This window comes from Streptomyces sp. AC555_RSS877, from assembly GCF_019049245.1.
Classification (GTDB): Bacteria; Actinomycetota; Actinomycetes; order Streptomycetales; family Streptomycetaceae; genus Streptomyces.
On record NZ_JAGMUK010000182.1, the window covers coordinates 4,223 to 15,679 of the forward strand.

At 68.4% G+C, this 11,457-nt stretch carries 14 protein-coding genes and 2 pseudogenes; 12 read left to right on the forward strand and 4 right to left on the reverse strand.

Translation table 11 applies throughout. The features are described 5' to 3' along the window. From KUM49_RS50920 to KUM49_RS39320, 3 genes and pseudogenes are all read left to right on the forward strand, one after another. Positions 1-222 (forward strand): LPXTG cell wall anchor domain-containing protein (locus KUM49_RS50920; protein WP_217241734.1); only part of this gene is annotated, 222 nt, incomplete at its 5' end. Between the two features lie 304 nt (positions 223-526). Beyond that, a pseudogene (locus KUM49_RS49255) lies at positions 527-667 on the forward strand (IS3 family transposase); the annotation flags it as partial. A gap of 418 nt (positions 668-1,085) precedes the next feature. Then, positions 1,086-2,558 carry an amidase gene (locus tag KUM49_RS39320; protein WP_217241736.1) on the forward strand — a complete coding sequence of 491 codons (1,473 nt, stop codon included), beginning with the start codon at positions 1,086-1,088 and terminating at the stop codon, positions 2,556-2,558. Between the two features lie 315 nt (positions 2,559-2,873). Here KUM49_RS39320 and lpdA read toward each other — a convergent pair whose 3' ends face one another. Both lpdA and KUM49_RS39330 read right to left on the reverse strand, forming a co-directional pair. Next, positions 2,874-4,286: a dihydrolipoyl dehydrogenase gene (gene lpdA, locus KUM49_RS39325; RefSeq protein ID WP_217241737.1), complete on the reverse strand. Its 1,413-nt coding sequence runs from the start codon at positions 4,284-4,286 to the stop codon at positions 2,874-2,876. A 245-nt stretch (positions 4,287-4,531) separates the two neighbouring features. Next, on the reverse strand, positions 4,532-4,939 hold the full coding sequence (locus tag KUM49_RS39330) for a DUF4345 domain-containing protein (RefSeq protein WP_217241738.1): 408 nt from the start codon (positions 4,937-4,939) through the stop codon (positions 4,532-4,534). Between the two features lie 887 nt (positions 4,940-5,826). Between KUM49_RS39330 and KUM49_RS49260 the strand changes: the two genes are divergently transcribed. The 8 genes and pseudogenes from KUM49_RS49260 (at position 5,827) to KUM49_RS39365 (ending at position 10,027) form a co-directional block, all read left to right on the forward strand. Beyond that, on the forward strand, positions 5,827-6,027 hold the full coding sequence (locus KUM49_RS49260) for a hypothetical protein (RefSeq protein ID WP_254402481.1): 201 nt from the start codon (positions 5,827-5,829) through the stop codon (positions 6,025-6,027). Between the two features lie 96 nt (positions 6,028-6,123). Continuing rightward, complete coding sequence (locus KUM49_RS39340) at positions 6,124-6,465, forward strand: helix-turn-helix transcriptional regulator (RefSeq protein ID WP_217241739.1); 342 nt, start codon at positions 6,124-6,126, stop codon at positions 6,463-6,465. Between the two features lie 3 nt (positions 6,466-6,468). Next, complete coding sequence (locus tag KUM49_RS39345) at positions 6,469-6,975, forward strand: SRPBCC family protein (protein WP_217241740.1); 507 nt, start codon at positions 6,469-6,471, stop codon at positions 6,973-6,975. Beyond that, on the forward strand, positions 6,975-7,595 hold the full coding sequence (locus tag KUM49_RS39350; protein WP_217241741.1) for a dihydrofolate reductase family protein: 621 nt from the start codon (positions 6,975-6,977) through the stop codon (positions 7,593-7,595). The genes KUM49_RS39345 and KUM49_RS39350 overlap by 1 nt, the downstream gene beginning before the upstream one ends. A 125-nt stretch (positions 7,596-7,720) precedes the next feature. Next, positions 7,721-8,550 (forward strand): annotated as a pseudogene (locus KUM49_RS39355) (transposase family protein); the annotation flags it as partial. A gap of 200 nt (positions 8,551-8,750) precedes the next feature. Next, the gene (locus KUM49_RS39360; protein WP_308406957.1) at positions 8,751-9,338 is read left to right on the forward strand and encodes a TetR/AcrR family transcriptional regulator; all 588 of its coding nucleotides are present in this window, start codon (positions 8,751-8,753) and stop codon (positions 9,336-9,338) included. A 210-nt stretch (positions 9,339-9,548) separates the two neighbouring features. Next, on the forward strand, positions 9,549-9,671 hold the full coding sequence (locus KUM49_RS50040) for a hypothetical protein (RefSeq protein WP_302185560.1): 123 nt from the start codon (positions 9,549-9,551) through the stop codon (positions 9,669-9,671). Further along, complete coding sequence (locus tag KUM49_RS39365) at positions 9,671-10,027, forward strand: alpha/beta fold hydrolase (RefSeq protein ID WP_254402482.1); 357 nt, start codon at positions 9,671-9,673, stop codon at positions 10,025-10,027. The genes KUM49_RS50040 and KUM49_RS39365 overlap by 1 nt, the downstream gene beginning before the upstream one ends. Here the strand turns inward: KUM49_RS39365 and KUM49_RS39370 are convergent. Continuing rightward, positions 10,010-10,309 carry a PaaX family transcriptional regulator C-terminal domain-containing protein gene (locus KUM49_RS39370; RefSeq protein WP_217241743.1) on the reverse strand — a complete coding sequence of 100 codons (300 nt, stop codon included), beginning with the start codon at positions 10,307-10,309 and terminating at the stop codon, positions 10,010-10,012. The two genes, KUM49_RS39365 and KUM49_RS39370, sit on opposite strands and share 18 nt — an antisense overlap. A gap of 54 nt (positions 10,310-10,363) precedes the next feature. Here KUM49_RS39370 and KUM49_RS39375 point away from each other — a divergent pair, with 54 nt between their 5' ends. After that, complete coding sequence (locus tag KUM49_RS39375) at positions 10,364-10,654, forward strand: CGNR zinc finger domain-containing protein (RefSeq protein WP_254402483.1); 291 nt, start codon at positions 10,364-10,366, stop codon at positions 10,652-10,654. 35 nt (positions 10,655-10,689) lie between these two features. Here KUM49_RS39375 and KUM49_RS39380 read toward each other — a convergent pair whose 3' ends face one another. Further along, positions 10,690-11,199, reverse strand: a complete 510-nt coding sequence (locus KUM49_RS39380; protein ID WP_254402484.1) for a helix-turn-helix domain-containing protein — start codon at positions 11,197-11,199, stop codon at positions 10,690-10,692. Between the last annotated feature and the right edge of the window lie 258 nt (positions 11,200-11,457).

Genomic DNA, 11,457 nt, shown 5'->3' on the forward strand with positions numbered 1-11,457 from the left:
CCGACCACGCCACCGGCGACGAAGCCGCCCACGTCTGCGCCGCCGACCGCCCCGCACCCCGAGCCCTCGACGAAGCCACCCGCCTCACCCCCGACGGAGCCGCCCTCCCTCCCCGACACCGGGGCTGGAGAGCAGGCGCTTGTGGTTTCGGCCGTCGCCGCGCTCCTGCTGACGGGCGGCGCCATCCTGTACCGGCGAGGCCGAGCCGCGTCTCGTCGGTAGTGCTCCGTTCTGGGTGCCGGACGCATCGCGTCTGGCACCCAGGTGCGTATGGGCTCCCCATGGGGCGCTCTCTCGGCTGCCGCCGTCGAGCGGACGAAGGGCAGGCATGGGTGCGCAGCCGCGGCGGTGCAGAGGACGTACGCCCTGGCCATGGAAAGCTGGACGATCCCGGCTCCATCACAGCGTGCTGGCCGAGCTCGCCGAACACCTCGACGCGGCACGCATCGCCGCGAGTATTGGATCAGTCAGAGACGCGTACGACAAGCTGATCAAACCCGGCCGTCCCTGGAAAACGCTCGCCCAGGTCGAGTTGGCCACTGCCGAGTGGGTCGACTGGTACTGCCATCGCCGGCTCCACGGTGAAATAGGGCACATCCTGCCTGCCGAATACGAGACCAACTACTACCGCGAAACCACGAAACCCCAGGTCACAGTCACGACCTAGAGTCTCGATCAAACCCGGAACGGTTCACTGCGCGACCTGGCCGAGTCCGGCACCCTCACGCTGCGTGTCGCGGCGACGCATCCGGCCGAACAGGCGGCGGAGGCGCAGCGGCTCTTCGAAGTGGGCGGTGTACGAGGGCGCCCCATACTGCTTTTCTGAGCCGAGGGCCACCCCGGGCGCGGGGGCAGACTCCGATCCCCCTCACGCCCCCTACTGCACACAGCCGGCTCCGCAAGATCAACCAACTGGCCGACTGACATCCGTGGCCAGCCTCCAAAAGTCCCCCATAAGCCTCGTTCCACGCCACCGGACCCGCAAGGCATTGCCTTGCACCCGTTCCCGGCCTATGGTCTGCCGAATATAATATTACGATCGCCATTCTACTCGGCGTCGTCAGCGTCAGAGATGAGGCATGCCCGTGAGTGACGTCCCCTTCCAGTCCGCCGTGCAGCAGTCACGCGCACTGGCCGCGGGTGAGCTCTCAAGCCGGGAACTCGTCGAGATCTATCTCGAGCGGATCGCCGTCCACAACACCGCCCTGAACGCAGTGGTGACCCTGGACCCCGAGCGCGCCCGCCGCGAGGCGGGGAAAGCCGATGCCGCGCGGGCGGCCGGGCAAGACCTCGGTCCGCTGCACGGCGTACCGATCACGGTCAAGGACAGCTACGAGACCGCGGGCATGCGCACCGTCTGCGGGCGCACGGATCTCAAGGACTACGTGCCCGACCAGGACGCCGAAGCAGTCAAGCGACTGCGCGCAGCCGGTGCAGTGATCATGGGCAAGAGCAACATGCCGCCGGGCAACCAGGACGTCCAGGCCGACAACCCGGTGTTCGGTCCCTCATCAAACCCGTGGGACACCACCCGCACCTCGGGCGGATCCGCCGGCGGCGGCGCCGTCGCCACCGCCGCGGGCCTCACCACGTTCGACTTCGGCTCGGAAATCGGTGGTTCCACCAGGATCCCGTCCCACTTCAACGGCCTGTACGGTCACAAGTCGACCTGGCGGTCGATCCCGCTCATCGGACATGTTCCCTACGGCCCGGGTGCAGGACGATGGACGGAAGCCGACATGGCCTGCGGTGGGGCACAGGTCCGAGACGCCCGGGATCTCGTGCCGATCCTGCGGGCGACGGTCGGGCCGGCCGACTACGACGGTGGCTTCAGCTACACGCTCGCACCGCCGCGCGCGACCAGGCTCGCTGACTTCCGGGTCGCCGTCTGGAGTGAGGATCCCTCGTGTCCGGTCGACAGGGACATCGCGGAGGCCATCGACGATGCGGTCGCCGTGCTGCGCGCAGCAGGCACAAAGATCACCGTCCAGCCCGCGAGCCTTCCTGTCGACATCGGGACGAATCACCGGAAGGCGTTTTCGCCTCTGCTCTTCGGCGCGGGCGACCGCACCGGCCTGTCTCCTGCCCCCAATGCCGCGACCCTGGCCCGGTACGTCCAGCACCCGCGGGGCGACGCCGGACCCGCCCTGCTCGGAACCTTCCAGTCCCACTTCCACTGGCTGCAGGCCCACATGGTGCGCAACGAACTCCGGCAGCGCTGGTTCGAGTTCTTCCAGGACTTCGACATCGTGCTCATGCCGGTCACCCCGACGGCTGCCCCCGCTCATCACAACAAACTGATCGACTGGTTCGGGCGGCCCTTCGAGGTCGACGGTGTACGACGTCCTTACTGGGACCAGGTCAAGTGGAGCGCCGTCGCCAACGTCTCCGGAGGGCCGGCAACGACCATCCCCGTGCGCAAGGGCAGGACCGGACTGCCCATCGGTCTGCAGGCCATGGGCCCGAGCGGAGGCGATCTCACCACCATCGAATTCGCCGCACTGCTCGGCCGGGAAGTAGACGGCTTCGTACCGCCTCCGGCCCTCGTCCAGATCTGACTGCCCAACCCAGGCAACCAGGAAAACGACGCACACCACCCGACCCGCAACGTGTCACGGCTGCCGATTCCGCCTGCCAGTTCTCCAGAGCACACCGCGACCTCCTCAGCGACGACCGCATCGCGCACGACGTCTTCGGCGCCGCAGCAAACCGGATCGCAACCCAGCCAAGGTCGCGGCCAGGTCGTAGATCTCGTACAGGGCGATCCTGCTGGGCCCTCCTGTTCGGGAGGTCTCGGAGGCCCTCGCAGGCTCGAGGGCGCGAAGCCGATTCGAGCCCCAGCGGGCCCTGTTGCCGCTGGGGCAAGCATCCCCCTACATGTTGATCATGTGGCCGGCGAGGCCGTGGACGGCTTCCTTGACCGCTTCACCGAGGGTGGGGTGGGCATGGACGTTGCGAGCGATCTCGTGGACGGTGAGGTCCCACTGCTGGGCCAGGGTCAGCTCGGGCAGGAGTTCGGTGACATCGGGGCCGATGAGGTGGCCGCCCAGGAGCTCGCCGTACGTGGCGTCGCTGATCAGCTTCACGAAACCGCCCGCGTCACCCAGGCCGTGGGCCTTGGCGTTCGCGGTGAACGGGAACTTGGCGACCTGGACGTCGAATCCCTTCTCCCTCGCCTGCGCCTCGGTGTAACCGAAGCTGGCGATCTGCGGCTGGCAGAACGTGGACCGCGGGATCATCACGTAGTCCAGCTCCATGGTCTCGGCGCCCGTGATCGTCTCGGCGGCGACCACACCCATCGCCTCGGCGGCGTGCGCGAGCATCAGCTGCGCGGTGACGTCCCCGATGGCGTAGATGTGCGGGACCGAGGTGCGGCAACGGCCGTCCACGTCGATCGCGCCGCGCTCGGTGACGCGTACACCCGTGTTCTCCAGGCCGTAACCGGTCACGTTCGGCGCGAAGCCGATCGCCTGCAGGACCTTGTCGGCCTCCAGGACCTGCTGCGCGCCGTCCTTGCCGGTGACGGTCACCCGGACCTGCGGACCGGACTCGTCGATCGACTCGACACGGGTCGAGGTGAGCACTTCGATGCCCAACTTCCGGTACTGCTTGGCCAGTTCGGCGGAGACCTCGGCGTCCTCCAGCGGGGCGATCCGGTCCAGGAACTCGACGACGGTGACCTTCACACCGTAGTTGTGCAGCACGTAGGCGAACTCGACACCGATGGCCCCGGCGCCCGCGATCACGATGGACTGCGGCAGATCCTCGGCGAGGATCTGCTCCTCGAACGTCACCACGCGCGAGGTGCGGCGGGTGCCGGGCAGCAGCTTCGGTGTCGCCCCGGCGGCGATGATGCAGTGATCGAAGGCGACGGTGCGGGTGTTGCCGTCGTAGTCGGCCACCTGGAGCGTGTGCGGATCGCGGAATGTGCCGCGCCCGCTGATCTCCGTGATCTTGTTCTTCTTCATCAGGTAGTGGACGCCCTTCACCCGGCCGTCCGCGACCTTCCGGCTGCGCCGGAAAGCCTCCCCGTAGTCGAAGGAGACCGCACCCTCGACCTTGATGCCGAAGGTCTTCGCCTCGCGCGTGAAGATGTGCGCGAGCTCGGCGTTGCGCAACAGGGCCTTGGTGGGGATACAGCCCACGTTCAGACAGACGCCGCCCCAGTACTTCTCCTCGACGACCGCGACACGCTTGCCCAGTTGGGCGGCCCGGATGGCGGCAACGTACCCGCCGGGACCCGCGCCGAGTACGACGACGTCGAAGTGCTCACCCTGCTCGTCCATGGACGGCTTCCTTTCCGCTGGGGCGGCCGACCCGCGAGGGGCGACCCGCTCCCGATCGAACGATCTGTTCATCAATACGCCGGCGGCGGCATCCGCCACCTCCCGCAGCAGGGAAACGGTGGAGGCGACCGTATGGTCCACCATCTCGAACGGCGGCTTCCCGGCGTCAGCTTCAGCGCCACGCAGCGGTGATCTATGCCCAGCCAGCTGTTGTCGTGCGCCCTGCCGCACGGGGGCGTTGACTGTCAGGCGGCGGTCTCCCTCGGCTGCGGGGAGGAGTCCTCCGCCCGCAACACATAGGCCGCAGCGCCGGCGTAGGAAGCCTCGACGACAAGAACGGCGATCAGCAGCGGATGGGGCCACCCATCCACCACGATGCTGACCACGCGCCCCACAGCCAGGCCGCTCATGAAGGTGAACAGCGTGATGAGCGCAGTCCTGGTGTAACGCGTATTGGAGGCTCCCAGGCAGAACAGGATCGCCACGGCTACGAACAGTGACCCGGAACCGCTCCTGAAAATGTTCGCCTCCGATGGCGACTGGATGTCGACCCCGTAGATGTCGAGCAGGAGGTGGGGAGCCAAGAGATAGATCAACCCGATCACGGCGATCCCGAGGCCCGCGGAACCAAGAACCACCTTGTTCGGACTCATCTTTCTGATACCTCCGGTGTGGGAGCTCATCGAAGAAGCTCCAGAACATGCGGCACGGACTGCTCGTGGTGTGGGAAGACGCCGCCATGGCCGGCATCGGGGTAGATCCGAAGTGAGGCGTTCGGCAGGCGATGCGGGAGGTCGAACGATGCTCGTGTGGGAAGCATGCGGTCGTCCTCGCCGTTCGCGACCAGAACGGGACGCCGGATCAAGGAGCGGTCCATCGGTGCTTGATTTCCCCAGCGAAGAATCACCTTGAGCTGGGCAGCGACCCTCTCGTTGAGGTGCCGGCTACGGCCTGTCAGGGCCGGACCCCGGGGACGTACCCGTCACGAGGGCCACCGGCCGTGTCGCTGTCATCGTCGGCTCCCTGGGCGTTTATATTACGTTCATACGATTATAGGTCCAGAGGGCGCGTGGGGCAATGAGTGACGTGCGTCGTGAAATCGCAGGTCGCGGGTCTGGTGTGAGTGACGATTCCGGGGCTCGTGCCGGTCGGCGGCTGTTGTCTATGCCGTAGATCATCGGGCAGGTCCGGCTCCGGCGGGATGCCGGGTTCGGCTGCGCCCGTGACCGACCCCCACCTACGGTCCGTCAGCAGGTCGGCACGCCGTGAGAACGCGGGAGGGCGCGGGGATGCAGGAGCGGCGGTGGATCACCGCCCGCCGGAGCGAACTGGACGCCCTCGCCGAGGAGTTGGCCAAGATACTCCAGGAGGTCCAGGTCGAGCGGGGTGAACTGGCGATCGCGGAGCGGGTGTTGAACCGCTTGGCCGAGCAGGTCCAGGCCGACGCCGAGGCTATCGCTCCGGTATCGGCGAAGGTGGCCGGGCGGACGGTACCGCTCATCCCGCACCGCACCGCAGCGACGCGGCCGACGAGGGTGCCTTGCCCGGCGACTACCGCAAGATCCTGGCGATCGTGCGGGAGGCTGACGGCCCTGTGCAGGTCAGGGCCGTCGGTGAGCGGCTGGGCCTGGACGCCTCGGTGCGCGGCAAGCTGGAACCTTTGCGGGCGAAGATGATCAAGCTCGCCGACCGCGCCTGGCTGCACAAGCGCCCTGACGGGCGGTTCACCGCACGTCCATAGCTGGGCGGGGCCGGGGGGCCTGCAATCGTCATCCGACAAGACTCGCCCGATCCCAACCGGCTTGACGTATTCCGATATGGGAATATGATTGCTGCCATGGCACGAGCAGCGACGACGTCGGACGTCTTCAACGCGATCGCCGAGCCGCAGCGCCGGGACATCCTGGCACTGCTGCGGGCGGGTGAGCGGCCGGTGACCGAGTTGGCCCAGGAGCTGGGGATGACTCAGCCGGGGGCGTCCAAACACCTGCGGGTGCTCCGGGAGGTCGGGCTGGTGCGGGACCGCAAGGCAGGCAAGCAGCGCCTCTACGGCCTGGACGCCCGCGGGCTGCGACCGGTCCACGAGTGGACCGGCGGATTCGAGCGGTTCTGGAACGAGAGCTTCGACCGGCTGGACGAGTACGTGCAGGACCTCAAGCAGGCAAAACAGGAGGAGTGACCGATGGCAGCGACAGGACGGGACGCGCCGGCGCAGTCAGCGACGGCCGACCGCGAAATCGTGATCTCCCGGGCCATCAGCGCCCCACGGGAGCTGGTGTTCGAGGCGTTCACCGAGGTGCGGCACCTGTCACGGTGGTGGGGACCGGAGGGGTTCACCACCACCACGCGGGCGTTCGAGTTCCGCGTCGGCGGGGAGTGGGACTTCGTGCTGCACGGACCGGACGGGACGGACTACCAGGAGTGGATCTCCTGGACCGAGATCGCCCCGCCGGAGCGGATCGCGTTGCTCCACGGTGAGTCCCGCGGCGACCCGAACGCCTTCGAGTCGGTCCTCACGTTCGCGCCGGACGGCGCGGTGACCCGGATCGAGATGCGCACGCTGTTCCCCACCAAGGAGCTGCGCGACGAGGCGGTCGAGAAGTACCACGCGATCGAGGGCGGCCGGCAGACCCTGAGCAACCTGGCTACGTACGTCACCGAGATCGTTCGGAAGGGAGCGGAGGGCTGATGGCCGGGAAGGTGTTCTTCAGCGTGTCGATGTCGCTGGACGGGTTCATCGCGCCCGAATCCTCCGAGGACTTGATGGGGCAGCAGTGGATGGAACTGCAGCAGTGGATCTTTCCGCTGCGGTTCTTCCGGGAGAACCTGAAGCTCGGCGAGGGCGGCGAGGAAGGGCGCGACAACGACATCGCGCGGGAGACGTACGAGCGCACCGGCGCGAGCGTGATGGGCAAGCGCATGTTCGACGCCGGCGAGAAGATGTGGCCGAAGGAGGCGCCGTTCCACACGCCGGTCTTCGTCGTGACGCACGAGAAGCGTGACCCCTGGGAGCGGCCGGGCGGGACCACGTTCCACTTCGTCAACGACGGCATCGAGACCGCGCTCGACCAGGCCCGCGAGGCCGCCGGCGACCGCGACGTCCGCATCGCGGGCGGCGGCGCGACGATCCTGGAGTACGTGAACGCGGGCCTGGTCGACGAGTTCTCGATCGCGCTGTCGCCCGTGCTGTTCGGCTCCGGAATCCGCCTGTTCGAGGGCGTGGACGCGTCCAGGGTCGCGCTGGAGCCGGTCCGTTCGGAGCCGTCGTCGCGGGTGACGCACCTGACCTACGCCGTGCACCCACGGTAGCCGCGACACCACTCCACCTCAGCGACCCGAGCACCCACGGCGCACGCGCTTGAATCAGCAGGCCACCACGGCCAACCGTGAATAGCTGCGTAACTGGCGGGCCCCCGGCGGCAGTTGAGTTTGGTGTGAAGAAAAACAACGGTCCCACCGAGGGTCCTGATGGACTTGTCTACACCGCCCGCCTGCCGCTGTCGAGCGTCACCCTGAACTATCTCGCCGACCTGATACGCGGCCACCTGAAGAAGATCGGCTCACGGTGGCGGGCCCAGCCCGCGGGTAAGATCGCCGGCATCGTGCTGGCGGTCCTGCGCTGTGACCAGCGGCCCGGCGATCTGGCCGGCGGGAACGCGGTGCACCGCACCACCGTCACCCGCTGGGTGCGGGAAGTCGTCGGTCTGCTGGTCGCCCGCGCCCCGCGTTTGGACCGCGCGCTGAGGAAGATCGCCCGAAAGGGTGGCGGGGTGGTGCTGCTGGACGGCTCCCTGATACGCACCCGGCGGCGCACCGGGACCGAGAACCGGAAGAACTATTCGGGCAAGCACAAATGCCACGGCCTGCTCGTGATCGCCCTCACCGCGGCCGACTGGTATGGGTCTCCGCGGTGCGGCCCGGACGCGCCTCGGAGATCACCGCCTGCCGGCACGACAAACTCACCACTCACCTACGGGCGGCCGGTCTCGGCGCGATCGCCGACCTGGGGTTCGTCGGACCCGACGATGCCGGTCCGGACGCCGACCCGGCGGTGATCACCGGCTACAAGGCCGCCCCCAACCAGCCCCTGACCCGTGGTCAGAAGCTGTCCAACAAGGCACTGGCCGCGGTGCGGGCCCCGGTCGAGCACGGCTTCGCCCATCTCAAGAACTGGCGTGTCCTCGGCAAGGTCCGCACGGATCCGAGGTGGGCGACTGCACTCGTGCGGCCCCTGCTGGTGCTGACGAACCGGGAAGTCGCCCGCTGGCGGACGATCTTGTCGGTGGACTACCGCTCCGGACCTGCCCGAGCCTCCCGACGCCTACGGACACCAGGCCATCTGACGTGCAGCTTTCACGATGCACCGTGCTCAATGGGCTGGGAGAAATTACATTATGATCGTACGTTCAATGTGCTCGGAGGCGGCGCCCAGCCGCCGGTCGGGCGAATGCAGGAATGTGTTGGGTGCGATACGGACGAGACCGCAAGCAGGCGACGCGGCGGGGGATCGTCGAGGCGGCCGGCCGCCGGTTCAAGGCCGACGGCATCGACGGTTCGGGGATCGCCGCGCTCATGGCGGATGCGGGACTGACCAACGGCGCGTTCTACGCCCATGCCGACTCCAAGGACGACCTGGTCGCTTCCGCGGTCGCCGACCAGCTCCGCGAGCAGTGCGAGACGCCGGGGGCGGCGGCGCCCGGCCATGCCGGGGTCGAGCAGATCCTGCGTGCCTATCTCTCGGTACGGCACCGCGACAGCCCTGAACACGGCTGCCCGTCGGCCGCCCTGCTCGACGAGATCGCCCGCTGCGCGGACGCGACCAGACGCGCGTACACCGACAAGGTGCTCACCGTCATCGACGACGTCGCCGCCGCCCGGATGGCGCCGCACGACCCTCGGTCGGCGCGCGTGCAGGCGTTCAGCATCTACGCCCTGATGGTGGGGACGCGGCAACTCCCCCGTGCCCTGGTGGACCAGCAACTCGCGGACGTCGTCCTGGAACAGGGCATCCAGAGCGCCCTCACCCTGCTCGGCACTGAACACCGGCGATAGGGCGCCGGCCGGAGCAGGGGCGTCCGCGTTTCGCCCGGCGCCGGAGCCTGGTGGTGGGCACCGCCACCGCCCCGGGCTGGCGCCAGGTCGGTCATGGCGTCGCACGCAGGGGCGAACCGTGACGTCGACCGCGGCGTGAGAGCAGTGAAATTGCGGAGCGTGGGGTAGGCCGCGTGCGCGGCACACCCGACCGAGGTGGGAGTGGGCGACATGGCACAGCTGCTCGCGGGGTTCGCACCGATCGAGGTGGACATCGACGGGATCCGTATCCCCGGCCGGACGGCCGGCACCGGGCCACCGGCCCTGCTGCACGGCTATCCGCAGACTCAGTGATGTGGCATCAGATCGCCCCCATCCTGGCGCAGGGCCACACCGTCGTGCTGACGGATCTGCGCGGCTACGGCGGCTCCGCGAAACCGGTCGCCGGCGCCGACCATGCCGAGTACAGCAAACGCGCCATGGCCGCGGACCAGGTCGCGGTGATGGCGAGCCTCGGCTTCGACACCTTCGCCGCGGTCGGACACGACCGCGGTGCCCGCGTCGTGCACCGGATGTGCCTCGATCACCCCGCCCGGGTCAGATGCGCCGCCGTCCTGGACATCGTGCCCACCCAGCACGTCTTCGCCACCGCGGACACCGCCTTCGGGGTAGCCGTCTCTCGCCCGTGTGGGTCATTCGGCCTGCCATGAGACTGTGCTCAGCTGTGCGACGGTGTGGTGCCCGAGGCCGGCGGGCACGTCGAGCCCCGCCGCGGTGAGGATCTCGCGAACCCGCTCTTCGGCGCGCTCACCCAGCCCGTCGTAGCCGTGCTCGAACAGGCGCCGGGCCTGTTCACGGGGCCAACCGGTGGGCATCAGGTGCTGCGGTAGTTGCGGATCGAGGGCGGGGAACCGGCGGTACGCGTCCATCAGCCGGGGCCTGGCGGCCAAGGCCTCGCCCCCGCGGACCCGCTCGTCCCTGGGCGTCGCCAACCACCGCCATTCCTCATGCTCAACCGATCAGCAGCGCAGGCTCCCCGACCCGCCTTGCAGATCGCCGTCACGGACGGGCGCCTGGAGCCCGCCGGAACCGCGAGCATCGCCACCGATGTCTCAGCCGCTCTGGCGCTGATCGCCCACGACGCCGTCGAACTGCTCCTGTCCGCCGAAATCCGGCGGGTACGCGTCTGCGGCGCGGACGAATGCGCCCTGCGCTTCGCGGACCGCTCCCCCGCCCGCAACCGCCGCTGGTGCTCCATGTCCCGCTGCGGCAACCGCCCAAAGGTCCGCCTCCACCAGGCCCGGGCCAGACGCAGTGAGCACACCCCGGCAGACTGAGCCCATCACGAGCTCCTGGCACCACCGCGCTCAGTTCACTCGGCGGGCCTCAGGCGAAAGGCGGGGCCAGGGATGCTCTCGATGTCTTTCGGCTGTACGGCGTGGCCCCGGTCGCAGCGGATCCGGGCGTCGACGTGCGCGCCGCATCCACGGTGCCGCGACAGCATGGCCGGGCCCTCCGGGTCGGCGCGGTAGCGGTCACCCCACTGCAGGAGCCCCATCACGGCCGGGACCAGATCCACACCCTTCGGCGTGATCACGTACTTCGGCCGGCTCCGCGAGCCCGGCTCCTTGTAGGTCTCGGTGGCCAGGATCCCTTCCTCCACGAGCATCCGAAGTCGCGCCGCGAGGAGGTTGCGAGGACAGCCGAGGACGCGTTCGAACTCACTGAAACGGGACGAGCCGTAATAGACCTCGCGCAGGATCAGGATCGTCCACTTCTCGCCCACGACCTCAAGGGTCCGGGCGATCGAGCAGTTCGACGCGTCCCGGTCGAGCCGGGGGTCCACGCCGACGTCCTGCAGAGCTTCGGTCGTTGCATCCATGGGGATGATTTTAACCCCCTCTGAGTTTACTTTTCCATACCCAGCCAGTAGCGTCGTGGTCGGCACATCAACCCGGCCGCACGCGAGCAACGGGCGCGCAGGGAGACCCGCCCGAAGAATCGCATCAGCCACCGAAACACCCGCGCAGAAAGGCGGCCGACATGAAGGCCTTCGTCGTCGAGAAGTACGGCAAGGACGGCGTCCGCGCCGCAGAGGTGCCCGAGCCCACCGTCGGAGACCGCGACGTCCTGGTCAAAG